23 protein-coding genes are annotated in these 24,146 nt (G+C 47.6%); 8 read left to right on the top strand and 15 right to left on the bottom strand.

Translation table 11 applies throughout. The annotated features are described in order from the left end of the window. Window positions 1-79: 79 nt before the first annotated feature. Window positions 80-565, top strand: coding sequence for a hypothetical protein (locus NDI44_RS13425; RefSeq protein ID WP_190410287.1), 486 nt, complete (start codon window positions 80-82; stop codon window positions 563-565). Window positions 566-697: 132 nt separating this feature from the next. Here NDI44_RS13425 and NDI44_RS13430 read toward each other — a convergent pair whose 3' ends face one another. The 4 genes from NDI44_RS13430 to NDI44_RS13445 form a co-directional block, all read right to left on the bottom strand. Next, the gene (locus tag NDI44_RS13430; RefSeq protein WP_190410288.1) at window positions 698-1,123 is read right to left on the bottom strand and encodes a hypothetical protein; all 426 of its coding nucleotides are present in this window, start codon (window positions 1,121-1,123) and stop codon (window positions 698-700) included. Window positions 1,124-1,149: 26 nt separating this feature from the next. Then, window positions 1,150-1,458 carry a hypothetical protein gene (locus tag NDI44_RS13435; protein WP_190410289.1) on the bottom strand — a complete coding sequence of 103 codons (309 nt, stop codon included), beginning with the start codon at window positions 1,456-1,458 and terminating at the stop codon, window positions 1,150-1,152. Between the two features lie 199 nt (window positions 1,459-1,657). Continuing rightward, a complete protein-coding gene (locus NDI44_RS13440) occupies window positions 1,658-3,667 on the bottom strand; it encodes an FHA domain-containing protein (protein WP_199300587.1) in 2,010 nt (669 codons plus the stop codon). A 6-nt stretch (window positions 3,668-3,673) separates the two neighbouring features. Beyond that, window positions 3,674-4,225: an FHA domain-containing protein gene (locus tag NDI44_RS13445; protein ID WP_190410290.1), complete on the bottom strand. Its 552-nt coding sequence runs from the start codon at window positions 4,223-4,225 to the stop codon at window positions 3,674-3,676. A 586-nt stretch (window positions 4,226-4,811) separates the two neighbouring features. Between NDI44_RS13445 and NDI44_RS13450 the strand changes: the two genes are divergently transcribed. Next, on the top strand, window positions 4,812-5,432 hold the full coding sequence (locus tag NDI44_RS13450; RefSeq protein WP_190410291.1) for a serine acetyltransferase: 621 nt from the start codon (window positions 4,812-4,814) through the stop codon (window positions 5,430-5,432). Window positions 5,433-5,530: 98 nt separating this feature from the next. Here the strand turns inward: NDI44_RS13450 and nfi are convergent, their stop codons facing one another. Together nfi and NDI44_RS13460 are read right to left on the bottom strand one after the other, a co-directional pair. After that, entirely contained in the window at window positions 5,531-6,193 is a 663-nt protein-coding gene (gene nfi, locus NDI44_RS13455; RefSeq protein ID WP_190410292.1) for a deoxyribonuclease V, read from the bottom strand. Further along, entirely contained in the window at window positions 6,190-7,170 is a 981-nt protein-coding gene (locus tag NDI44_RS13460; protein WP_242036939.1) for a glycosyltransferase, read from the bottom strand. Before NDI44_RS13460 ends, nfi begins: the two co-directional genes overlap by 4 nt. Window positions 7,171-7,660: 490 nt before the next feature. Between NDI44_RS13460 and NDI44_RS13465 the strand changes: the two genes are divergently transcribed. Together NDI44_RS13465 and NDI44_RS13470 are read left to right on the top strand one after the other, a co-directional pair. After that, complete coding sequence (locus tag NDI44_RS13465) at window positions 7,661-8,455, top strand: glycoside hydrolase family 16 protein (RefSeq protein ID WP_190410294.1); 795 nt, start codon at window positions 7,661-7,663, stop codon at window positions 8,453-8,455. 313 nt (window positions 8,456-8,768) lie between these two features. After that, window positions 8,769-9,212, top strand: coding sequence for a hypothetical protein (locus NDI44_RS13470; RefSeq protein WP_190410295.1), 444 nt, complete (start codon window positions 8,769-8,771; stop codon window positions 9,210-9,212). On the opposite strand, the gene ispD is transcribed toward NDI44_RS13470, so the two are convergent. Then, window positions 9,209-9,901, bottom strand: a complete 693-nt coding sequence (ispD, locus tag NDI44_RS13475; protein WP_190410296.1) for a 2-C-methyl-D-erythritol 4-phosphate cytidylyltransferase — start codon at window positions 9,899-9,901, stop codon at window positions 9,209-9,211. The two genes, NDI44_RS13470 and ispD, sit on opposite strands and share 4 nt — an antisense overlap. A gap of 95 nt (window positions 9,902-9,996) precedes the next feature. On the opposite strand from ispD, the gene NDI44_RS13480 reads away from it, so the two are divergent. Together NDI44_RS13480 and NDI44_RS13485 are read left to right on the top strand one after the other, a co-directional pair. Beyond that, complete coding sequence (locus tag NDI44_RS13480; RefSeq protein ID WP_190410297.1) at window positions 9,997-10,956, top strand: glycosyltransferase family 9 protein; 960 nt, start codon at window positions 9,997-9,999, stop codon at window positions 10,954-10,956. A 91-nt stretch (window positions 10,957-11,047) separates the two neighbouring features. Beyond that, the gene (locus NDI44_RS13485) at window positions 11,048-11,641 is read left to right on the top strand and encodes an HAD family hydrolase (RefSeq protein WP_190410298.1); all 594 of its coding nucleotides are present in this window, start codon (window positions 11,048-11,050) and stop codon (window positions 11,639-11,641) included. A 21-nt stretch (window positions 11,642-11,662) separates the two neighbouring features. Here the strand turns inward: NDI44_RS13485 and NDI44_RS13490 are convergent, their stop codons facing one another. Then, window positions 11,663-12,568, bottom strand: coding sequence for an ABC transporter permease subunit (locus NDI44_RS13490; RefSeq protein ID WP_190410299.1), 906 nt, complete (start codon window positions 12,566-12,568; stop codon window positions 11,663-11,665). Window positions 12,569-12,763: 195 nt separating this feature from the next. Here NDI44_RS13490 and NDI44_RS13495 point away from each other — a divergent pair, with 195 nt between their 5' ends. Both NDI44_RS13495 and NDI44_RS13500 read left to right on the top strand, forming a co-directional pair. Then, entirely contained in the window at window positions 12,764-15,304 is a 2,541-nt protein-coding gene (locus NDI44_RS13495) for a PAS domain-containing protein (RefSeq protein ID WP_190410300.1), read from the top strand. 381 nt (window positions 15,305-15,685) lie between these two features. Further along, a complete protein-coding gene (locus tag NDI44_RS13500; RefSeq protein WP_190410301.1) occupies window positions 15,686-18,349 on the top strand; it encodes an EAL domain-containing protein in 2,664 nt (887 codons plus the stop codon). Window positions 18,350-18,451: 102 nt separating this feature from the next. Here the strand turns inward: NDI44_RS13500 and murQ are convergent, their stop codons facing one another. From murQ to NDI44_RS13535, 7 genes are all read right to left on the bottom strand, one after another. Further along, a complete protein-coding gene (gene murQ, locus NDI44_RS13505) occupies window positions 18,452-19,381 on the bottom strand; it encodes an N-acetylmuramic acid 6-phosphate etherase (protein WP_190410302.1) in 930 nt (309 codons plus the stop codon). 83 nt (window positions 19,382-19,464) lie between these two features. Then, window positions 19,465-19,857, bottom strand: a complete 393-nt coding sequence (locus tag NDI44_RS13510) for a DUF3110 domain-containing protein (RefSeq protein ID WP_190410303.1) — start codon at window positions 19,855-19,857, stop codon at window positions 19,465-19,467. A 228-nt stretch (window positions 19,858-20,085) separates the two neighbouring features. Beyond that, a complete protein-coding gene (locus tag NDI44_RS13515) occupies window positions 20,086-20,793 on the bottom strand; it encodes a M15 family metallopeptidase (protein WP_190410304.1) in 708 nt (235 codons plus the stop codon). A 344-nt stretch (window positions 20,794-21,137) separates the two neighbouring features. Next, window positions 21,138-21,473, bottom strand: coding sequence for a DUF6176 family protein (locus tag NDI44_RS13520; RefSeq protein WP_190410305.1), 336 nt, complete (start codon window positions 21,471-21,473; stop codon window positions 21,138-21,140). Between the two features lie 35 nt (window positions 21,474-21,508). Continuing rightward, the gene (locus NDI44_RS13525; RefSeq protein ID WP_190410306.1) at window positions 21,509-21,754 is read right to left on the bottom strand and encodes a hypothetical protein; all 246 of its coding nucleotides are present in this window, start codon (window positions 21,752-21,754) and stop codon (window positions 21,509-21,511) included. A 360-nt stretch (window positions 21,755-22,114) separates the two neighbouring features. Next, a complete protein-coding gene (locus NDI44_RS13530) occupies window positions 22,115-22,627 on the bottom strand; it encodes a GNAT family N-acetyltransferase (protein ID WP_190410307.1) in 513 nt (170 codons plus the stop codon). 147 nt (window positions 22,628-22,774) lie between these two features. Beyond that, window positions 22,775-24,010 (bottom strand): serine hydrolase domain-containing protein, encoded by a 1,236-nt coding sequence (locus tag NDI44_RS13535; RefSeq protein WP_190410308.1) that lies wholly within the window; start codon window positions 24,008-24,010, stop codon window positions 22,775-22,777. Window positions 24,011-24,146: the final 136 nt, after the last annotated feature.

The raw sequence follows: 24,146 nt of genomic DNA on the forward strand, positions 1-24,146 counted from the left end.
CCACAATGGCTAATTATTGTCAAGACCCTAGCATACCCAACTACGACACGTTAACGGCAGAAGACCCTATATAGTCCTTATGAACTTAGACCAACAAATTCAAGCTCTGATTGACAAAGCGTCCCTCTATCGCATCCCACCTAAGTGGATTACGGAAATTGCACCCGTTCTCGTAGACTATGCGACTGAGCTGCAACATTCCGAGTATTACATTCTCCAGAGTCAGGAAGATGGTTGGCTGTTGACGACCCTTAGCAATCGCGCCCAAGTCAATCTCGAAAAAAATGTGATACACGCCTTTTCAACTTTAGAAGACGCCAACCTTTTCTCTTCCGTGCCAGATCCGGAAATTATTGCCTTGGCAGAACCTGTAACTCACATTTTGTTTGAAATGGTTGGCAGAGATATTGTTGATAGCACGATTTTCTTTGAAACTCCCGGTAATCGTACCACCGGGGCTGAAATTTTTCGGGAAAATTTGCTAAGCCGGATTAAAGAACACCGGCAACAACACTGGCCTTCCTTCAACTCTAATCCCAGAAATTTGCCCCCCGATATCGCTTGAGTCATGGGCTTTTTGTAGGGTGGTGTTGTCCGCCCTACGAATCATTATGATTCTTTGAGCGTGTAACGCCGAATAAACCCTGCTAATTTTTAGATTTTTTAATAAACCGGATTCAATCCGCTGCAACGTTCGTCAGATTAACTGACCCCCGTGGAAACGCCAACGCGGAAATAAAATTCGCATGATGGTATGCGACGCCAGATAGACGCTCAGCCACACTAGACTGTAGTGCAGAACAAACCATTGCAACGGCAGATCCCGTCCTACACCTGGTAAGCTAAATATTTTCACCAGCAACCCGATAAATACTGCTTCCCAAATACCGGCAAGCAACTGTAAAGCTCCAGGCCAATCTCGATCCCAACGGAATTTCTGGATATAGTCATATAGGAGATCCCAGCCGAGTCCAAAAACCGCAACATACCCTAGTATCCAGAAAAAAAGCAAGTTGGCACCGGGACTAATAACGCCCAAAGCAAAGGGCAACGTTACCAACGCGCCCACTGTTGCTAGTAGAAATAATCGGGTTTGCCAACGACCAAAGAGTGTCGGAGTCATGGTAAATTTTTAATCCACTTACCGCATCAGTTTTCAAGCTTCAGTTCGGGCAGTCCGGACGTTTCTTTCTTGCGTAAATGACCTTCATAGACTGTTCCGACTTCTAGCTTAGATGGGCATTTCACCCACACAGAATTTCCAACAATTGGCAACCCTGTCGTTTCAGACATGACATTTGCTTCTTCGGGGTCGGAAATACAGCCAAAACCCATGTAGTCAGCAATTTCCTTCATCGTCAAATCTTCTAGAAGGTAGCTGCTGCTCATCTCAGCTTCTTTACACTTGAACAGCCTGACTTCAGGTAAAACTTCGTTAAAAATTTTGAGTTTTCGCACTTTATGGCCTCCATTCCGATAAGTGCAATGGACTCGCATATTTTTGGCTCGCTCAGGGCTATAACGGCAGTTATTGATGGAGTCAACTTTCTTTCAGTATCTATCTATATTTTCTGCTTGCCCGCTTCTAGATGAATCAGCAATATTGCTGAAATCTACTCTGACAATCCGTTGAGTGCCCAGAGCAAGTTTAGTAAATTTACGGTGCTTGGTTCGCGACCCATTTTATCCATTGCCCAAAAGAACTTAAAAAGTTCAATCGATGGATTCCAGGGGCACGAGCTGCCGACAGACTATCAACTGCACAAAGTGCTGCATATTGCAACCCTAAGAAGCTATCAACAGCGGCGTAAGGCCCACCGAGGGTCATGGCACCAGCAGCATACATCCGACCCTGCGGCGATCGCATTTCGACAAGTTCAAAATTGTTGGCAACAGCTATCCGCCCATTTTCATGGAGGGGGAGTTTGTAATGGGTGACAAGGTCGTTCAGGAGGGGATTCGCTTTGACTTTGGCATCGAGTCCGGTGGCGTCAATGATAAAGTCAGCTTCGAGGCGAATTTGTCCTTTTAATCCCTTTTCTTGAATATAGGTAACGGTGCGCTCAATTCCTGACGAGTGAGGGTTGCGTTCGACTCGTTCCACTTCCCCAAAGGTAATTTGATACCAGCCTTGACGGATGCCTTCTTCAACCATGCGTCGCCAATCCTGACGGTCAGCTGTGGTGGTGCCGCCCCAATCTGCGAGTAGGCGCTTTCGCTGTTCGGGTGCTGCTTTTTCAAGCATTATCCGCAATTCACCACCCCAAGTAGCTTTAGGCCAGTTAAAGGGTTGAAATTCGTAGTGATTTTCAACAGACCGTTGCGATCGCCCAAATTTGTTACCTTGGGGTTTAGGCGATCGCATCAAGTGTAGCAGGGAGATATTTGGGTTTTTTGCCCTCGCTTCATAAATTCGCTGTACGATCCGCGAAGCGACAATCCCCCGCCCCCGAATCATCACGGTACCGCCAAATTTCTCTAAATGCTCGTAGACGTGGTTATGTTCTTCGTAGGCATTGACGACGGACTTAAAATCATTGGTTTTTTCCCGGTAGGCTTGCAAATCCGGGAGAAACTGAATCGCCGCGTAGCCGGTGGCGAGTTGGACATTGCGGGCAATTAAGAAAGCATGGTCGCGCTGGTTGGCACTGGTACGAGAATAAGCGATCGCATATCGTCCATCCTCAGTTTTCCGAATCGAACGGACGCTGGCGTAACGAAACATCTGTTCCCAACCAATCCGTTTTGCTTCCCTATCAAGGGCGTCAAAGACATTACCCGCACGAGGGGTATAAGTTTGGGCAAAAGCCGGTTCGGCAAATACCTGCCACAAATACCCGAATGCTGTTCCTATGCTTCCCTTGAGCAAATCGTGCCCAGCTTCTCGCAGGGCATAGCTAGGCCAACCCCAAATATTATCGGGGCAAGAATCTGAATTTGACCGCAGGCGTTCGTACAGAGGAATTTGCGAATTCATGCACAGCCGCTTGTAACGAGCATACGGTTGGGGTTCCATTCCCAAAGCCACAATCTGACTGCTTTTCACCCCGTAAATTCTTAATAAATCTACCCAGACAAAGCTGCCCAAACCGCCCCCAACAGCGGCATAGTCCACTTCATCCACCCGCAATCCAGTGGCATGAAGGTCTTGCACGACGACTTGCTGCGCCTGAAAAGCCGGTGGAGGAAACGCTGCCGTTCCCCCTGGTTGCGCGGGGGAAGCAAGCGGAGGCAGGGGTGCCGGATGACTAATCCTGGGGTCAGGGAGATCTGTGTCTGGGTGGAAGAAAATCTGGGAATTTCCAGACGGGGGCGATGCAGGTGGATTGGCAGCGAAGGTAACGCTGATGTAATAAGGGCCAATTTGCAACGAGTCGCCATTCCCCAGAACACTGCGCGTCTGACGTTGTCCATTAATCAAGGTGCCGTTGCTGCTGTTTTGGTCAATAACCACCAACCCGCCAGCGTCCATATCAATCAGGGCGTGGAAGCGGGAAACCTCAAGACTATTGAGGGTTAATCGGGAGACGCGATGCCCATTCATTTCCCCTGGCATCTGATTAAATTCCCGTCCCAGTGCGATTGGAACTGCCAGCGTCGGTTCTTTCCGTTCTCCCGTTCCTGGATCGTCCCAGCTGAGGCGAAGGCGCATGGGTGCTGGATTCATGGTTGATTAGTTGCTGCTAGGAGTGACTAAAACGCTCAATGCTGCTGCTAGGGATGTGCCACACCACGGACACCCCAAATTCATTAAGTTATACGGTGAAACGCGATGGCAACTGGAACATTCCAAACCATAGGTTACAGCCGCTGGGTTAGGGGCGGTGGGGGCTGGTTTGCCTGCTGCGGGTGATGGCGGTGACAACAAAACCGTCGGAGGAACGCCCACCACTGCCAAGGAAACCTTTGTCACCTGGATTTCTATCTGTCCTAAACAGATCGTGCTACCCTGACTCAGAAGCACTTCGCCTTGGATGAGGGTGTGACCATCCACTAGCGGCGGATTACTTTCTCGCAGGTTCCGCAAGTAAAAGCTTTGCTGCTGTGGGTTAAAAAATATTTCGACGTGCAGCCCAGATACCGTGGGATCTGTCAAAACGATATCGCATCGAGCTGGGTCACGACCGATCCGGATAGTACCGGGATGTTTAGCGATTTGTCGATCGTGAATTGTTTGGGTTTGTCCCCGACCGGCTTCTTGCCACTCTAAAGTTAATTCATTCATATTGCTTAGCCTTTATATATTGTTTCTTTCTATAAACTGCTTCAAGTCTTAATGTCCTGATTTCTAACATGACCTGGAAGAAAAATCTGAAATTGTGTAGGAAGTTTAAAAAAACGAAAATCTACGGGAAATGACGATGAGCCGCTATCTTTGCTCAACTTTACTTCAGGAGAAGGCGTTACTTATGGGCAAACTTTGTCTATGTTCCCGATGTCGTTCTCGTATAATTCGTTTAACTTTGGGCATTCATGGTGGCACCAACCACCTCGCTTGCACAGTTTAATAATTTTGTCAACGGAAGCAAAATATAAAATTATAGCTGGCGTTGATACCAATTAGCGATCGCTTGCTCTTTTAGTTGCAAGATTGGGAAACTGAAAACGGCAACTCCTGCCCTGTTGATGATTTCTGACTCCTCACCGCCTAGATTAAACCTAAAAAAAGTAGTTGCATTGTTGATAATATGACTGCATTCTAGTTGGAGTCAGCATTATCCCCGGATTGGAAACACCTCTTAATAAACTATGGTATGTCGTAAAAACCTTTGCTATGATTTACGCTAACTAAGATTTCCTCTCTAACACCCATGAAAGATTTTTTTAGAAAAACTTTATACAACCTAGGAATAATTTTGGTTTCTCCTTTGTTAATTCCTTTCTTCTTAACCAGTGAAAAAGAAATTATCGAGGCAGATGTAAAGCGTTGGGTGAACGTATTTGGCTGGAAAGGCGAATCAAATTTAGGAAATTTACTTTCTTTGCTGGATCGTCAAAAAGAATTTAGGAACTTGTATTATCATCGATTATTTAAAGGAAACTTATCCGCCAGGATATTTATGTATTTATTCAGTTATTTTTATAAATCTTGTCCTTACCTTTTTATCGATACATCTTCTACTTTCGGTCCTGGACTGTTTATCCAGCATGGCTTCAGCACAATCATTATGGCAGACATGGGCGAAAATTGCTGGATTAATCAACAGGTGACAATTGGTTATAGAGATAAAACCAGTCGTCCAAAAATCGGGGATAATGTCCGCATTACTGCCGGTGCTAAAGTAATTGGCGGAGTAACGATAGGGAACAATGTTACGGTTGGAGCTAACGCAGTTGTCGTTAAAAATGTTCCTGATAACTGTGTGGTCGTCGGCGTTCCCGCTTATATTGTGAAGAAGAATGGCATCAAAGTAAAAGAAGAATTGGTTTAAGTTAGGAATTGAATTTAAGGCTTATATTGAGACACTCTATGAAGCGATCGCCCTTGGCAACCAATCTGTACGACGATCGCATCCCTCTCAAGCTTGCATTATCGATTTGACGCCAATTTATCAGCAATGCGAGTTGTCTCTGGTAAGCGATATTTCGTAGTGCAACGCATCACATAATCAATCGCCGTTTCTAGACTTACCCGATGTCCGCTAGAAACATAAACGGGTTTTACACCCGTGCGCGTCCGCAATACTGCACCAATGATTTCGCGGCGATACCGCAACGGTTGCCATGCGCCTTTTTCAACTGGCAACTCATCATGCTTACCAACGAGCAAAGATTTGGCAACGCCAATCGTGGGAAGGTCGATTAGAACTCCGAGATGGGAGGCGATGCCAAATCGGCGGGGATGGGCGATCCCCTGACCATCACAGAGGATTAAGTCAGGCGTGATGCTGACTTTTTCTAAGGCGTCTAGCACGGCTGGAATTTCTCGGAAGGAGAGGAATCCGGGAATGTAGGGAAACGTAGTGGGACGGAAGGCGATCGCTTGCTCTTGTAACTGTAAATCTGGAAAACTCAGAACAGCAACGGCTGCTCTGCTAATGGTACCCGACTCCTCAAAACCCATATCGACCCCGGCGACATACTGCACCGATTCCAACTGGTCTGAAGTAATCACTTCTTTGCTCAGTTGTTGCTGAATAGCGATCGCTTCCTCAGCCGTATCAGGCCATGCGTGGCGTTGGTGGATTTTCATGGATTTACTTCCACATCCTGGGGTTTTTCCAGCCACTCAATTACTTTGGCTGCTTCTGGAAGCCTAGCTTCATTTTGCCCTGCGGCTCTCGCGCGGACATTGATCAAATTAATCGGAGTCCTTAACAAGTCTACAAGCGCGGCTTTCCCCGCGATCGCTTTCACACCTGTCACCGGCACTTCCTTGACCAACCACCGGCTGAATCGATATAGATATTCCTTTGCACTCAGGTTTGCTGTCAGCTTGACACCATGCAGTTCGTGCAAGTATCGATTTGAGCGACCATACCGACGCAATTGACTTTGAAGTTCCTGGAACGTGGAGCGGTGACGGTGGCGGACAATAGCAGTTGGCGCAAAATGCAATTGCCAGTCACTTTCGCGTTGGATACGCCAACAGATGTCAGCATCGCCGCCAGTGGTTAGATAAGGGCGAAACAAACCTACCTGTTCCAAAGCTTTCCTCCGAATTGCCAAGTTAGCCGTTTGACCATAAGGACAGAACGGATTTGCTAAAGAATGTTTTTGAGACAAAACATTTTCTCGGTCAGCGTACTGTTCTAACAGGGTGTTCCCTGGCAAAGCCATAATTTCACCGACGACGATGCCAATCGTTGGATTGGCAAACGGCTCAATCAGGTCTGCCAACCACTGCGGTTGAGGACGACAATCGGCGTCGGTAAAAGCAAAAATTTCAGCCGTTGATGCCCGAATTCCGGCGTTTCGAGCCGCGTAAGAGCTTTGGATTTGGTTTTCCGCAATCGGGCGAATGGTTAAGCCGTCAGCGGCGGCTGAGGCGGCGGCTGACTGGAGAAGGGTGGCAGTGCGATCGCTACTATTATTATCGACCAGCAAATATTCGACAGACTCAGCAGAGTAAGTTTGCGATCGCAAGCAGTCGATTAAGTCTGGCAAGTCCGCCTCACCATTGTAGATAGGGACAATTACGGAAACCCTGGGCAGAAAGGGCTGTGTCATAGGGTGGGAATTCATATTTACCTGAAATCACCATAGCAAGCCTGCGAATGCCAAAGCAGGGTGCTGTATAACCGCTTCTGAGTCGTGTTTAGTTATCAACATGGCTTTGTTGCCATTAAAAAGAACGTCATTTCAACTGAAATTTAGCAGCTATGAAATTTAATTTGGGTCTTTATCTTGCTGATTTTCTTAGCTAGATACTCTAGCTGCTCTCTGGGGCTGCTTCAACCAACAAATTATTGAGCGATTAATCGAAGTATTTCTACTTAATTTGTTTAAATATTACTACATTTCTATCAAGTATTTACGGAAGCTTCTTGAGAGTGAAATCTAGTTACTACTCGTAAACAACAATATATTCCTTGACAGTTAGCATTACCCAGACAAGCAGGCGGTTCCTGATAGTGTCCGGTGCGATCGCAACAAGTCAGAAGAGTAAATAGGCTGATCCCCTGCAAGGAACAGCCATGAACAATTCGTTACGATCGAAATGAAAAGAATTCTTGTGTTTTTGTTCCTGTTTGTGCTACCGCTCGTGCCAATATTGAGCCTGAGCCAAACAGGTTCTGCAATCACTGCCACGACCGGAAGCGCTCCGAATATTCCGGGTTGGACTCTTACCTTCGCAGATGAGTTCAACTCAACTTCTCTCGATAAAGCGAATTACGTTCGATACTGGGGTAAACCGAGTACAGCAGGAGCAGTTTCCTGGTGGAATGGAAACTCAGCACTGATTGTACAAAACGGACTCTTGCGCCTCAAAATTGCCAAGGAAACCATCACTAAGGATGGAGTCACGTTTCCTTATACCGCAGGCGGGTTTACCCAACTTACGGCTCAAACCTACGGGCGTTGGGTAGTTCGGGCGCGTTTTCAAAAGGGAGAAGGTACCCAAGGTTACATTTCGCTGTGGCGACAGGACTTTAAATGGCCTCCGGAAATCGACTTTGCTGAACTTAGGGGAAACATCCCTAACGAAAATATTTTTACGCAGCACTATTTGCTGGATGGTAAAAAGAAGTCAGAAGTTTCCAAGCTGTACGAAACTAACTACACCGACGACTTTCACGAATACACTGTAATTTGGGAACCCGGACGCTTGACATGGCTCGTCGATGGCGTGCAAAAGTTTACCACCACGCAAAAGTTTGATGCTTTTCCAATGGTTCTGGCGGTGGGCAATCTCGTCGGTAGCTGCAACAGCTTTGCGGGATGTCCTCTCACCACCACCCCATTTCCGACTTACTTGGATGTTGACTACATCCGCATCTATAAAAAGGCTTAATAGATGTTTTCTAGTCAATCCAATTCACTTTCTGGGTTCAATAAAAACGCCTGACAACTAAAGTCACGACTACACAAATAAATACCATTTGGGTTGTGAGGCGCTACATTTTTGATTCCCCAACCCCCCAATTTATTGGGGGGTTAAGAAGTCCATCTATTGCAAGCAGGAAACAACAACGATCTCAAGCTCTCGTGAAAAACTAATCCAAATCGCGGATGTGTAGGCTGGGGAGCCACCTCTGGGCGCGGGGTGCATGGCGATTGAGTTGCGCGTTACCCAGCACTAGGGCAGTTTACCCTGCTACTCTCCCTTGAAAGCTCAAGCCTTACGGCACGAACACACCTACGTTTACGCTCTACCCGACCTCCGATTGTGCAAGGGTTTCAGAGTTTTAGACGTGGTTGAAACCGCCGACTTAAAAATGGTACAAGATACGGAGATATTTACTTTGGCTTCCTCCGCAAGACGGAGTGGACTGTTCCTTATCACAAGTTACATTAATTTACAAGACAGGTTAAAAAAAATTTGTGAAGGGGGACGAATGCAAGCTGTGGCTGACAGAGAACAGAAAAAAGTAAAAAATACGATTATTCATTGGCGCAATATTGACTTTCAGACGGTTAAGCAAAGAATTAATCAAATTACTAAGCAGCTGGAAGAAGTTCAAAAGAAATATGAACCCAGCAGTCAATTGAACTCCGATGCTCAAGAAAGCGCTCAGTGCGATCGCGCACCAGAGTCACACCGTCATTAAGATCGTTCCGTTGCCAAGCGATCGCGCAGGATAAACTCTGCTACGCTCAAATCCACCGGCGTAGTCACCTTCAGATTCGTCTCTTCTCCCTGGACAATCCGGACGTTCAAATTGCACTTTTCAAATAAAGCCGCATCGTCGGTAACTTCCCAATTTTGGCGTCGGGCTTCCGTATGACACTGTTGCAACAAATCAACTTTAAAACCTTGGGGCGTTTGAGCCGCCCATAGATGCTGTCGATCGGGTGTACTTTCAATGAACCCAGCCGCATCCACGACTTTAATCGTATCTTTCACCGGCACCGCTGCAATTAAGCCGGGACAATTTATTAGTTCCTCAGCACACCGATCCAGTAATTGGGGCGTCGCCAGACACCGAGCACCATCATGAATTAAGACGTGGTGGGCGGATGGGAGCGCCTGCAAGCCGTTGTAGACCGACTCTTGACGGGTTGACCCACCAACGATCAATTGCACGGGCTTAGTGAGGGAGAGGTCAGCGAGAATCTCCTTGAAGTCAGAAAAGTCATCTGGATGAGCAATTAAACCGATCCAACTGATGTGACGAGAAGCTTCAACCGCTTGGAGAGTCCAGTGAATTAAGGGTTTACCAAGCAACGTCAAAAGGAGTTTGTTGCGCTCGCTCCCCATCCGACGCCCCATCCCTGCTGCTGGAATCAATAAATGCACAGTCTTCCTCTTTTGCTGACCGCTTTGTTAATCCTTGTTGCGCTCAGTATATCTTCCCCTAAAATGAAGCTGATAAGTAACCTCAATCAACAGTAATGCGAATACTTGCCCTTGTCCCCGGCGGGATTGGCGACCAAATTCTGTTCTTCCCTACCCTGGATGACCTGAAGCGGTATTACCCGGAAGCTCAGATTGATGTCATTGTAGAACCCAGGGCAAAGGGTGCCTATCGGGTTTGCAAGTCGGTTAATGAAATCCTCACCTATGACTTCAAAGACCGTACCGGACCAGCAGACTGGGGAAATTTACTGGGTATAATCCGCGATCGCGAGTATGATATCGCCCTGTCTCTGGGGCGCAGGTGGAGTGTAGGGCTGCTGCTGTGGCTGACCGGCATTCCCACTCGAATTAGCTATAACGGCCCAGGAAACTGGTTTCTCACGAACCCAGTCCCGCTAAAAACCGAGCAGTATGCCGCTGATATGTATCACGATTTGCTGCAAGGTTTAGGAATAAATTCTCCTTGTCCACCGCTGGCGGTCAATGTACCTAAACCAGATATTGAGTGGGCAGAAAAAGAACAAAAACAACTGGGTGTTCAGGAAACTGGCTACATTCTGATTCATGGCGGTTCTAGCGCCTTGGCTCAGGCGAAAGGGATTGATAAAATCTATCCGGTCAAGAAATGGCAGCAGATTATTCAAGAAACTCAACAGCGACAGCCTGATTTACCGATTGTCCTCCTCAAAGGGCCTGAGGATAAGGCGTTTGTTAGCGAATTGATGCAGTCCTCGCCTAACTTAAAGGTGACTTCGCCTGGAGATATCGGGAAGTTGGCGGCAATGATTGCTGGTGCCAACTTGATGCTGTGTACGGATAGTGCGCCCATGCACTTAGCCGTCGCCGTTGGGACTTACACGATTGCACTGTTTGGCCCGACAGAAGCGAAAAAATTGCTACCGAGTAGCGATCGCGTTCGCGGTTTGCAATCCCCTAGTCGCTCGATAGCCGACATTCCCCCAGCAGACGTTCTCCAGCAAATCTGGGGCGGTTAAATCCTGAAAAATTAAAAATTAAAAATGCAAAACAAAATTTTTAATTTTTAATTTTCCCGCCCCTCCAAACTATTCTCTGTTGATTCAATTCATGTCTAAAACTGCCAAACCAGCAGTATTTCTTGACCGGGATGGCGTCCTCAATGTCGAAGCCGGTTATATCCATCAAGTTGAGGATTTACACCTGATACCGGGGGTGGCTCAGGCGGTACGGCTGCTCAACGACCGGCAGATGTTTTGCTGTCTCGTCTCCAATCAATCTGGCCCCGCACGAGGCTACTATCCGGCTAGTCATGTGGATGCTCTGCATCTGCGCCTCTGCCACCTCTTGCAAGCTGAAGCAGGGGCGCGTTTAGATGCTTTGTATTACTGCCCTTATCTCAGCCCCCCAGAAGGAGGGACAAATCCAGAATTCAGCCGCTGGAGTACCTGGCGCAAGCCGAATACGGGAATGCTGGTGGCGGCTGCTTGGGAACACGATCTGGATCTGTCGCGCAGTTTTATGGTGGGGGACAAAGCCACCGATATTGACATGGCGCACAATGCCGGTTCTACCGGGATTTTAGTGCAGACTGGATTTGGCGATCGCGTCTTGGGTGGCGAGTATCAGCACCACACTCGCCCGGATTTCATCGCGGCGGATTTAGTCGCTGCGGTTGAGTGGATTTGCCAGCAGAACAATTAAAAATTATTTTTAATTTTATTTCTAATTTTTAATTGAGTTTGATAGCTTTAAATTCAAGATTGATAGCCCCAGAATTGCCAAAAACAACACCAATCCAATTGTGCAAGCATAACTCATCTCTAAATTTTGGAAAGCTTGCTCATAGAGATAATAAACAATCGTTTTAGAACTGTTTCGCGGCCCTCCTTGGGTCATAATATAAACCTCTTCAAATACTTTCGTGGCAGAAATCGCAGAAATCACCGCCACTAGCACTAAATACGGTTTCATCAATGGGATCGTAATGTCCCAATGCTTAGCAATCCCATCCGATCCATCAATTGCCGCCGCTTCATAGACATCAGCTGGGATTGATTGCAAGCCAGCTAAATAAATCACCATGTAGTAGCCTAATCCCTTCCAAACCGTCACCACCATCACGCTAAAAAGTGCAAAGCGCGGGCTAGTCAGCCAGGGGACGCCATTTTGGAGAAATGGGATAATTTTTGTATTTACTAACACCTGATTCAACAGACCGTTTTCTGCATAAAGCCAGTTCCACGCAATCCCAGCCACCACCATTGAAATGACTACAGGTGTGTAATAAGCTGCCCGAAGCCAGCTAATTCCACGTAGCTTTTGGTTGACCAGAATCGCCAAACCCAACGATGCTACAACCAAAATCGGCACGACACAAATCAGGTAAAGCAGAGTATTCCACAGCGTCTGCCAAAACACCGTATCGGTCCACAAACGCCGAAAATTCTTAAAACCTACCCATTCTGGCGGTTGCCCGATGAGAGTGTATTCCGTAAAAGAAAGGTAAAACGCTTGCAAGGCAGGCCAAAAAACGGTTAATCCCAAAAGGAACAAAGCAGGCAGCAAAAACAGATAAGGCGTTAATCTTTGTTTAGCGAAAATTCCATTTCTTGGCATCCAATGCTGCATATTAAAAACTATTAGCAATTAGTAATTAGAAATGTTTCAATTAGCGATTCGAGTGTAGTCTATTTTACTGTTGTTGGAAACTTCAGGGTAGTTTAATATACACTAACCATCCTGAAAGGAGCAGCGAATCGCTGCCTCGCCGCAGCTGACGAGCTTTCTCCCAGCTTTACATTATTTCTGTAGGAGACGCCGAGAGTGGAGCGGTTAGAACCAGTTGATCTCGTTGATCTCAAGGAAAACATCAGGGGACTGGGAACACCGTTTGAAATGACTTATACGTTGCAGACAGAAGATGCATTACAAGAGTGCCCTGTTTCAACGGGACAATCCCTATCCGGAGTTCGTCCCCTTTCAACCCTGATGAGTAACTTACCTGGCATGGCCTACCGTTGCCGCAACGACCAGAGCTGGACAATGGAAGCGGTCAGCGAGGACTGCTATCAGCTCACTGGTTACTCTCCGTTTGAACTCATTGGCAACCGAGAAATCTGCTATGCCCAACTGATTCATCCCGACGACCGAGAGCAGGTGTGGAACGCCATACAAGCCGCCGTGCAAGAATATAGACCCTTCCAGCTTGTCTACCGCATCATCACAGCGGCGGGAGAAGAGAAATTTGTCTGGGAACAGGGTTGTGGAGTTTTCTCCCAATCGGGAGAACTGCTGGCGCTGGAGGGCTTGATCATGATTTCAATCCCTAATCGGGATTTAGACCCCCGCCCCGCTAACACTCTACACCCCTTTGCGAATACGTCTATTGACGTATCCGATCGCCAGCGGGCTGAAGAAGAAATTCAACTGTTGCAAACCCTAACCCAGGCAATTAATGCTGCTCCTGATTTTCACACGGCACTTTCAGTCGCGCTACGTCAAGTGTGTGAAAAGACCGGCTGGAATTGTGGCGAAGCTTGGATACCCAGCTCTGACGGCACTGTTTTAGAATGCAGTCCCGCCTGGTACAGCAGCACTTTAGAGTTACAGGTTGAAAGGTTGAAACTGGAAAATTTAAATCAACCAGCTAACTTTCAACAGGCTAACCTGCAATCCAACACTAAGCTGCAATCAGAACTTCCCCTAACCCTAAGTGAGTTTCGGCAACAGAGCGAAATGTTGAAGTTTTCACCGGGGATTGGGCTACCGGGACGAGTTTGGTTATCCAAGCAGCCAGAGTGGATTCCCGATGCTTCGGTTCAGCCGCCCCCATTTTTTATGCGGACTCAGTTCGCCAGAAATTGCGGACTCAAAGCTGGATTTGCCGTGCCGATTCTCTCTAAAGATCGGGTAGTGGCAGTTCTCACTTTCTTCCTGTTAGAATCTCGCCAGAAGGATAAGCGACTGGTTGAGCTGGTGTCAGCAGTAGCAGCACATCTGGGAACCGTGATGCAGCAAAAGAAAGCGGAAGCTGCGTTGAGAGAGAGCCAGCGCCGTCTTGCAAGTTTGATTGACTCGTTGCCAGGGATTGTGTTTTCTTGTGGAAATGACCCAGCGTGGTCGATGACTTACATTAGTGAAGGTTGCTTTAAGCTGACTGGGTATCACAGTGAAGAATTGATTGGCGATCGGGCAGTCTCTTATGATTCCATTACTCATCCTGAAGATTTACCCAAGGTTTTAGAGGCGATCGCTACGGGCATCACGCTTCTAAAACCTTATGTTGTGGAATATCGCATTCTTACCAAATCAGGTGTAGAAAAATGGGTTTGGGAAAAAGGAGCGGCAGTTTGTGACAGCGCCGGTAAAGTTCTCGGACTCGAAGGCTTCATCACCGATATCACCGAGCGCAAGCGGACAGAAGAGGCTCTACAGCAAGCGGAAGCAAAATATCGCAGTATCTTTGAGAATGCAATTGAGGGGATTTTCCAGACGACGCCCGATGGACAGTATATTAGTGCCAATCCCGCTCTCGCACGCATCTATGGATATGAGTCTCCGACAGAACTGATGGCACGTCTGACGGATATTAAGCAGCAACTATACGTTGACCCGAACCGGCGTGCTGAGTTTACGCGCCTGTTGCAAGAACACGATGCCGTTTCAGAGTTTGAGTCCGCGGTTTCCCGCCAAGATGGCAGCATCATTTGGATTTCGGAAAATGCCCGTGCGGTGCGCGATTGTGAAGGTAAGCTGCTTTACTACGAAGGCACGGTGGAAGATATTACCGAGCGCAAACGGGCAAAGGAGCATCTGCGGGAACGGGCGTTTTATGATATCTTAACCGGCTTGCCCAACCGAGCTTTGTTCATGGAGCGCCTCAGTCAAGCGGTGGAGCGAGCCAAACAGTGTCAAGATTTTCAGTTTGCGCTGCTGTTTGTAGATTTGGATGGCTTCAAAAAAGTGAACGACAGTTTGGGGCATCTGGTTGGGGATAAATTATTGGTGGCGTTAGCGGAGCGGCTGCTTCGCTGCGTCGCTCGCCGTCTCGAAACCTGCGTGCGTGCTGAAGACATCGTCGCTCGTTTGGGGGGAGATGAATTTACCCTGCTTTTGGAAGCTATTGACGACCTGAGTCACGCCACCAGCATCGCCGAACGAATCAACCGAGAACTGATACCGCCTTTCTATCTCGACGGACACGAAGTTTTTACTGCCGCAAGTATTGGCATTGTTCTCAGCAGCGGCTACGATCGACCTGAAGACCTCCTGCGCGATGCCGATACAGCCTTGTATCGTGCCAAAGCGCTAGGAAAGGGACGGTATGAGGTGTTTGACCAAACGATGCACTCAAGTGCCCGGTGAAAGGAAATGATTCCCGGTCTTCCTTTCTCCAGCGGAGGGGGGTGGGGGGATAGAGATGGTTCCCAATCAATTTTTATAATTGAGATGCTGCTGTTGCAGTTGAGCGCAATTACAAATTTGGGTATCCATTTAACAAAACCTTTTAGAAAATTTTGGATGGTAGATTTCGGATTGAGGTTGAATTCGCAAGGGAACTAAAGGCGATCGCGTATAGCCCTTTGGGCATGAAAACAGCGAGGCGTTAGCCTAGCGCTGAAAGAGTCAGTTCGCGTCTCTACCAAATTGAGAGTTGGAAAAAATTAAACCTAGCAGCATTAAGCAAAATTGTTATAAACGGTCGCATCAACGCTGTTGCGACTCCTTTGGGAAAACAGCAGATGTATGAACTGGCAATTCCCTGAAAAGTCCAAAATTCAAAGTTTAAAAGTAGAAGAAAAAGAAAAAAAATCCTTTATTGCTAATTTTGCTTTTTTCTTTTTTCCTTCTTTAATCGTTGCAAGTGGTTTGGTGCTAGGGATTTGGCAACCACTGGAACAGCTTGCTTATCGGGGTTTATTCCGCCTCCGGGGAACGATGCCTTGGGATGAACGGGTGGTGTTGATTGACATTGATGATGCCAGTTTAAAGGAACTGGGTCGCTTTCCTTGGCCTCGCAAGCAATACACCCAGTTGCTGAATCAACTGTCCGCAGCAGAGCCTAGTGTGGTGGTATTGGACGTGCTGATGCCCGAAAGTAGTCCGGAAGATGCACAGATGGCGGTGGCGATGGAAAAAGTGGGTCAGGTAGTGTTGGCGCAGGGGTGGGATCGGACAACTACCCCTTTGCGTCCGACTCCAGAATTGAGTAAAAGCGCGATCGCAATCGGACATATTGCCAACCATAAGGATAGCGATGGTTTAACTCGCCAAGTTGTACCGCAACTTGAAGGCGTGCCTCTTTTAAGCATCGCGGCTTCCCAGGTTTATTCACTGGTGAAAGAGCCGGTAAAACTCCCACCGATGAATCAACCGCTGCTCGTGAACTGGCCCGGTGAGGTGCTTCAGGCACCTCACTATTCCTTTGTTTCAGTCCTTCAGGGGAAAGTGCCTGCCTCGGCATTCAAGGGAAAGATTGTGATGGTGGGCGTTACAGCAGCCGCTCTCGATCCTCTAAACACTCCGTTTGACAATCATCCACCCGCGAGTGGAATTCACCTGCACGCTACCGTTCTGAATAATCTCTTGCAAGAAAACTTTCTGAAAACCCCAGACCCCAAGTGGCTGCTGGGTTTCCTGTTGCTGGGCGGGCCAATGCTTGGCTTCACGCTCAACCGCTATCGGGCGAGACACCAGCTGATTGCAGTCGTTAGTCTTTGTAGCGGCTGGGTCATTGTCAGTGTAGTGCTTTTGCGGGTGAGTTACTTGATGCCGGTAGTGTCACCCGTGGGATTATTTTGTTTAACGGCAGCGAGCTTGAGCATCCAAGAGCGTCTGCGAATGAAAGCGCAGCTTCAACACATTGAGCAGCAGCAGCAGCAACGGCAACTTTATGACTCGCTGACGGGTTTGCCCAATCGAACCTTATTTATGGAGCGGTTGGAGGTTGCCCTAGAACGTACTTATCAGTTTGAAAATTATCTATTTGCGGTGCTGTTTGTGGATCTCGACCGATTTAAGGTGATTAACGACAGCTTGGGGCATACGGTCGGAGATAAACTACTCGTCGCGATCGCTCATCGGCTCTGTACTCTGATGCGCCCCAGAGATACAGTGGCACGTCTCGGCGGAGACGAGTTCACGATCCTGCTGGAGGAGATTCAGCAACTGGGTGACGCGACCCGGGTTGCCGAGTCAATCCACGAAGCCCTCGCATCCCCTTTTTACCTTGATGGACATGAAGTATTCGCCGCCGCGAGTATTGGCATTGCCCTGAGTCGGAGAGTCGGAGAGCCGGAGAATCGGAGAGTGGGACAGGATGGTAAGACAATTCCCTTCCTCACGCCTTCAAGCCTTCCTTCACCCAACACTCAAAAGGGGCAAGAACCCGGACTTAACCCGGAGTGGGACTTGCTGCGCGATGCCGACATTGCCCTATCTCAGGCAAAAATCATGGGGAAAGGGCGTTATGCAGTGTTCCACACGACTTTACATGCACGAGCGATCGCACTTTTACAATTAGAAACCGACCTGCGTCTGGCAATTGGAGCTTTATCTAAGGAAGGTTTTGAGTTCTCCGTTTTGAGTTCTCCTTTACAAGATGAAAATTCAAAACTCCAAACTCCAAACTTAAAACTTTTACCTAAGTCTGAGTTTCGGGTTTACTACCAGCCTATCGTCTCCCTCTCAACCGGCAAAATTACTGCCTTTGAGGCACTCGTGCGCTGGCAGCATCCCAAGAGAGGATTAGTTTCCCCGCTTGAGTTTATTCCCGTTGCAGAAGAAACCGGGCTGATGGCGCAACTGGATTGGTGGGTATTGCGCGAAGCCTGCTGCCAGATGCGTGCTTGGCAAGAAAGATTCGTTCAGAATAGTGAACCCTCAACATCCAACTATGAACAATTAACAATTGGCGTAAATCTTTCTGCGATGCAGTTTGCCCAATCTGACATGGTTCAGCAGATCGATCGAATTGTTCGGGAGACTGGTTTGGAAACTCGCAGTTTAAAGCTAGAGATTACTGAAACTTGCTTGCTAGAAGATGCCGATGCCGTAACCGCTATGCTTGAGCAGCTCAGAGCTTTAGGAGTGAAAGTGGGAATTGACGACTTTGGCACCGGCTATTCTTCCTTGGGGCGTCTGCATTGCTTACCAATTGATACTTTGAAAATTGACCGCTCCTTTATTAGCGGCATGGGGGAGGAGGAAAATCGCTGGGAAATTGTCCAGACAATTATGACGCTGGCTCACAATCTGGGGATGGATGTGGTTGCCGAAGGTATCGAAACCGCAGAGCAGATGCTTCAGCTCAAGCGGCTGCAATGTGAATACGGACAGGGATACTTTTTTTCTAAGCCGGTAGATGCACCGGCAGCTGAGGAGTTATTGGCAGCACAGCCCCAGTGGTGATAAAAATCAAAAATTGCCTCAAATCGGCAAGGCAATATCAGCCGTTGAAACTGGGAAAAATTTGAGAGTTGAAATAGAATTCCAACATCTCAAATCTCAAATTTAGGGTGAGTCGCTGGGGTGGTTGTAGCTGGAAACAGCTGCTCTGAGATTACCTTTGTGTTCTGCAAGGAGGCGATCGCCTTCTTGCTTCTCCAAACCCGTCCAATGCATCAACAACGCTAACTTGACAGAACGCCCACTTTGCTCCAGCAAATATCCAGCGTCTTCTCGATTTAAATCCGTGAGGTCTTGCAGCATTCGCAGGGCGCGATCGTGCAATTTTTTATTAGTAACGGCGACATCTACCATGCGATTGCCGTAGACTTTGCCCAGCTTCACCATCACGCCGGTGGAGAGGATATTTAAAGCCATTTTAGTGACGGTTCCGGATTTCAGTCGCGTCGAGCCTGCCACTACTTCTGGCCCTACAATTAGGCGAATATCTAAATCTGCATCGATGGTAACTTGTTCGGCTGGGACACAGGCAATCAAAATCGTGGTTGCACCCCGCTGACGTGCCGCTTGGATTGCACCGTGGACAAAAGGTGTTGTTCCCCCGGCGGTGATGCCGACAACGACATCGAGATGGGTAATCTGCCGAGTCGCGATCGCAGATGCCCCGTCTTCATCTTTGTCTTCTAAATCTTCTGAGCTGCGGATTAACGCCCCCGCACCCCCGGCGATAATCCCTTGTACCAGTTCTGGCGGCGTACAAAAGGTGGGCGGACACTCGGCTGCATCCAAGACGCCCAGACGCCCGCTCGTCCCAGCTCCCACATAAAACAGGCGTCCACCGTGACGTAACGCCTCAGCCGTCTTATCGATTGCTTCAGCGAGCTGAGTTCTGGCGATTGCGATCGCTGCTAGCGTCTGAGCATCTTCCTGATTGAACAAATCTACCAATTCCAGAGAACTCATCTGGTCGAGATTCTGGCTATTGGGATTAACCTGTTCTGTTAAAAGATGTCCCCGCTCCTCCAGATTCTTCATCCTCGATCCTTCATTTTTTTATCGTTCATCCTGCCAAGAAAGCGCCGCTATGGGTTACGCGATCGCTAACATCCTCGATCCTTTCATAACAGTCCTTCTAATTGACGGCGAATTCTGTCTAGATCGGAAACTTCTGCTTGCGGAGCATCTGGTTTCCAGTCTGTTTCCTCCAGATTCGTTTCTGGCGGAACCAGAAAAAGACGTTCCGCATCTCCTTCGGGAACAAATCCCTCCGGAATTAGCTTGCACTCATAACCTGCACCCTCGCAAAATGCCTCGACTTCCTCTGCATCGATGGCTTCAACACTGGGACTGAGAAAATCTTGGGCTTCTAGCAGCATCGCATAGCGAGTCGCATCGTCTTCTGATTCAAACATGAGTATCCAGTTGCGATCGCCAATCTGAATCGAGTGAATCCCCTCGTTGTCAGTCCGAGGATTAAATATTAAAACGAATACGCGCCTAGATGTAGTCATCGTTTTTTATCCATTCTTAACTTAGGATATCTAACTGGCTTCCCTGATATCACGTCTAGTTGCTCTTCCTTTGCTAGCTAGCGATGCGGAGCAATAAAGACAGAGGGAAAGAGAAATTCAAGAGAGAAGATTCAAATGAAATTGCGAGGAAATCAGCAAAAAAGCTAAATTACCCCCAACCAATAGATGTTAAGACATTTCAGATCGCCATAGATATCCTTTCCTAGCTCAAGCAACTCTACCGTAACGGGCAGTCACAGGATGATGGGGATTTTCTTGATTGCATAACCACGCCCACATCTGATCGCCCAAGCAGAAATGCCACCACTCGTTGGGATGACGGCGAAACCCAGCTTGGAGCATGACATCATTTAATAGCTGCCGATGAGAATGATACTGCTGTTCTACTGGCTGGATGCTATTGGCATAATAATCGGGATGCGATCGCGCTGATATTTCATCAATTTCTCCCCCCATATCTATCGTCTTGCCAGTATTGTCTACTAAGGTGATATCCACCGCAGCCCCCGTACTGTGAGGCGGTGGCGTTGCTGGATCGAGGTTGGGGGGTGCCCAAAATTGATAAACTATCTCCCAAATTGCTTGACGCTGAGCTTCTGTTAACTCAATCAAGTTTAAACCTTGAGCCTGAACCACTTCAGCAAAGGTGTAATCTACCATGAATTGCTGGACTTCCACGGGTCGAAAGGCATCAAAGAGATCGATCCGCCAATCTGGATTCGTGACAGCTAACTGGTGTTGGGCGGCAATTAGGGATTCGAGGACACCCTGACGGAGATAATAAGGTGAGCGATCGCCATAAGTCGCACCCAATTTTTCATAAGGATGGGGAGAGACAACCGCAAATTGTTCCAAAGGAATGGCAGTGAGCGGCTCACCACACTCTACAATTACAATCTGCTGATAAGGTTTCATATTCCGTTCTTTCAGACTGACCCTATTTTGCCGTCTGGCGTGAAATATTCAAAATATGCAGTATTTTTATCAGTAGTTTTAGACAAGTTTAATCGACGCTTCAAAATAACGAGATAAAAAGATTTAAAAGCTAAATATCTATATCAAACTTAGAAAATAATTATTAATAAAAAATTAACAGTGCTAGAATCCACAATAACAATCTTAATTCATCCCTTAAAATCTTCTTTCTTTTCTTTCTTCGCGTCCTAAGCGCTAACGCGCAGGCTACGCCAACGCGACTTCGCGGTTCATCAAAAAATTGCTGTATCCAGCGTAATCTTGATAGTTGATTTCCGCAATACCTAAACTTCTGTCATCCCCTCTAAGTCGATGACCAATTCTAGGGGCTGGATGTCTCCCCAAGTTTCGCTGATGAATTTCTGAGTAGCCAAGGCGAGTGGAGAGCTTGACTGATGGAATGTTTCGCTAGCTTTGCTTAAATCTTTTGCCTTTTGATACAAAATTAAATAGTCTCCATCTTGGCTGCGTTCGAGAAAGATGGATTCTATAATGACTCCTTCGTTCCTCAGCAATTCCCGCACTTCATCCAATTGATTGTTCAAGTTCTTGAGCCAACCAATTACAGGGAGGGTCAATCCTGGCTTAATCCGAATTTTTAAGCATTGGGTGTCCGCCATTAACTTGCCCTTTATGGATGGATAAAATTGAAAAATTACCGAATTGCGTATTGCGTGTTAGGTTGCTTATTCGTTTTACAGAAAGTTTGCTGTAAACCTCTTAATTCCCGCGATTCTTGCTTCACCTGACCAGACATTGCAGCCGTCTGTAAGGCCATGAAAGCGTTGAAGTCTTCCAGGCCATACTTAGTTCTTAAAAGCTGTCGCAGTTGATTTTCTGCTGCAATGGTTAAATAACCTGTTGTCAGAGCCTGTTGTACAAGGTCGCGGATCAGAGACATATTCACCCCTCAAAAATTTTTATATTAACAATATGACCCGGAAAACTAAGTAGCTATCAGTTCGCCTCAGCCAGAAAAATTCAGTATTTTCAACCGTTATTTTAATAAACTTGGGCGATCGCAGCTTTATGTATTTCTGGTTTGGCTAATGCTAATAGCAATGAATTATTAGCCGTTAGCAATTCAGAAATGGCTGGCTGTTCAACCGGCTTTTAGATGGGTCATCCTGTTAATCTGCCACACTAGGTAGGAAACTTTTACTCCCCGAAGGGCTATAGAAGTTTCCTACCTAGTGTAAAAGAAGCGGTTCTAGTAAACCTCATCCTATGGACTCACCCGATCGGGTGATTTTCTCGATCGCTAGCATGGTTCGTGCGTTTTGGTCAGCGGTAGCACGTAACGCCAATACCGAAGACCAAACATACGTGGGAGTTCGATGTCCTGCTGAAATCCCATTCGCTCATACATTTTTCTGGCAACCGTCATCAACTCGCTCGTATGCACTCCAATTTCGCAGGCACCGTCTGCTTTGGCACGCTGAATACACTCCTGGGTGAGCAGTCGTCCGGCTCCCTTTCCGCGATGGGAAGGCGATACTGCCAGCAAGCGAATGGATGCCCACTGGGGCGGAAACAGCCTGCCGTCAGACTTACCAGGAGCAAAGTACGCCACTGTCCCGACGAGGTGACAATCCTCCTGTGCCACGATTAACTGAGCTACCTCGGCTCTCTTTGCGACTTGGGACAAATTCCCCTGCATCACCTCCCAGTCACCGGGCGCTAGGGCGCGTGCGTACTCCTGGTAAGCTGCAACTGAGATTTGCTCGATTTGGGTGAAATCCTGTGACAGGGCGTTCCGAATCGCGATCGCCATATTTTATGTTTGCCTGTCTGATTTGAACTCTACGAAGTTTTCTTGGTTTCACTGATTCGGCGCTGGCGCGGAGCTAAGAACCCAGCACTGAGTATCATCAATCCTTCTAGGATGCTGGGTTTAGGGACGAAAGTGAGATCGCCTTGCTTACGGTTTCCCCAGCACTAACTCTAGAGTGGCATTGCGGATAGAGGTAAAGTACTGTCCGACTTCTTGGTTTGACAAAGACACTATCGTAAGCCCTCGATTAGGCAAGTACCACAGCGCAGCAGCAGTCCCGATGCCACTCCCGCTGATTCGCCATGCTTTTCCCCAAGGGGTGTCGTTAGACCAAATCCCCAACCCATATCCGAAACCGCTTCCCAAGTCGATAAAGGTAAGCATTTCCTTGAGGGTGCGAGATTTCAACAATTTACCCCGGAAAAGTTTATCGCCAAAGCGAATCAGGTCTTGCGTGTTAGAAACCATTGTGCCAGCAGCCCATGCTACTGACATATTTACAGATGTAAGATCCTCATCAATTCCATCCTGAGGGTAGATATCCCAATATGCATGAACGATTCCCCCCGGAACGCTATCGGTTCTAGCAGTAAAAAAGGTATTTTTCAGCCCTAAGGGTTTAATAATTCGATTTTCTATTTGACTAGCTAAGCTGGAATTTGTCGCCTTTTCAACGATCATCCCTAGCAAGATAAAACCAGTGTTGGGATAGACCCACTTCCCAATCGTTGGTTGTCGTCCGTAAATGTAGGAAACAAGCTCCTCTGGCTTCCAGTCTCTGTATGGATTCTGAAGGATATCCTGCCAAATCGCGCTGTCGTCGGCTAAGTAATCGTAGATGCCGCTGGTGCCGTTCAAGAGTTGGCGAATTGTAATTTTGTTACTGTTCGGAATATTTTTGGCAATTGAAGGAAGCCATTTGTCTAAAGTATCGTCTAATTTGAGCTTTCCTTCATCCACCAGTTGCAGCACAACGGTTGCCGTAAATGTCTTAGTGGCGCTCCCGATGCGGAATTGATCCTGTGGAGCCACAGAGGTTCCCGTTGCCAGGTCAGCTACACCACTAGACCCAAACCATTGTCCCTCGTCGCGGCTGGCGATCGCTAAAGTTGCACCAGCTACTCCTCCTTTACCTGGAATTCCCGCTGCCAAGCGGGTTTTGTCCAGTGTTGCTTGAAGTTGGCGAGCGAGTTTGTCAGATACAGTGTTTGTCGGTGAGTTGCTGTGTTTTTGAGCCGTTAGCAATGAGATAAGATTTGAGCTGCCTGCCGTTGGTGCTGCCGTGCTTGACACTGCTTTACTAGCAATCGCGGTGCTGCCTGAGATACCGAGAACCACAGTTGCGGCAACAGCGACTGATGCAGCTATTTGAGAAAAGTACATATTCGCCATTCCTTGTCAAGTACAATTTTTGCTTGGGTTAGTTTTAGTTTGGCGAAAGAAAGCTATACAATTCCAGATCGAAACTCGATCGAAAAGCGATCAATTTCTAACGGCTAATAGTCACTCTTGCATTAGC

The sequence above is a fragment of the Trichocoleus sp. DQ-A3 genome (assembly GCF_039961975.1).
Taxonomy (GTDB): domain Bacteria; phylum Cyanobacteriota; class Cyanobacteriia; order Cyanobacteriales; family FACHB-T130; genus FACHB-T130.